The organism is Croceitalea sp. MTPC6, from assembly GCF_036985525.1.
GTDB lineage: Bacteria > Bacteroidota > Bacteroidia > Flavobacteriales > Flavobacteriaceae > Croceitalea.
In genome coordinates this window covers 1-667 of record NZ_BTGR01000033.1, presented here as the reverse complement: position 1 = coordinate 667, position 667 = coordinate 1, and the positions used below count along the sequence as shown (strand labels likewise).

Annotated in this window: 1 protein-coding gene; it reads right to left on the bottom strand. The window is 44.2% G+C overall.

Translation table 11 applies throughout. The annotated features are described in order from the left end of the window. Window positions 1-667: TolC family protein (locus AACP56_RS17915; RefSeq protein ID WP_339339085.1), on the bottom strand; the 667-nt coding region annotated here is incomplete at both ends.

Genomic DNA, 667 nt, shown 5'->3' with positions numbered 1-667 from the left:
ACGTATAATCTGCGTGAATGCAGCATAATCCACCGCACCTTCCTTGTAGGCAAGTAACGCACCCTTACGCTGTTCTTCTGCAAGTGGCAGAGCTTTATCCCTGTAAAACTGCCAAGATGTTTTCCATTTTTGATAGGCTTGTACTGCCTGCTGAAATTCAGATTGTAGTTGGCGTTGGGTATAGTCCGCATTTGTCTTTGCGATTTCGCTATCGATTTTAGCGGCTTTGGCTTGACTGCGCTGGGTGCCCGAAAACAACGGGACGGAAATCCCTGCCTGATAGGTATAAAATCCGTTATCGCCATTGACCTGTTGCAATCCACCTTGAAGGTTTAATTTAGGAAGTAGCTCGGCACGAGCGGCATTATAGTTTGCTTCGGCTTCATCGATGCGCCTTTGTGAAAGTTCCAACTCTGGATGTCTTTCTAACTTCGCACCCAATCCCAATACTGCCACCTCATTTTCTTCAAACGAATCTGGTACAGAATAAAAAATGTCAGTTGCCAGCCAGAGATTTAGCTTTTGCAGGGCAATGGCATAATCGCTTTCGGCCTGTTGCAGTTTGTTACTTATTTGCAATACTTGGTTTTTAGCCGATGAATATTCCAATCTGGAAATGGCTTCTACTTCAAAGTTGAGTTGGATTGCGGTTTCAAACTGTGAATAA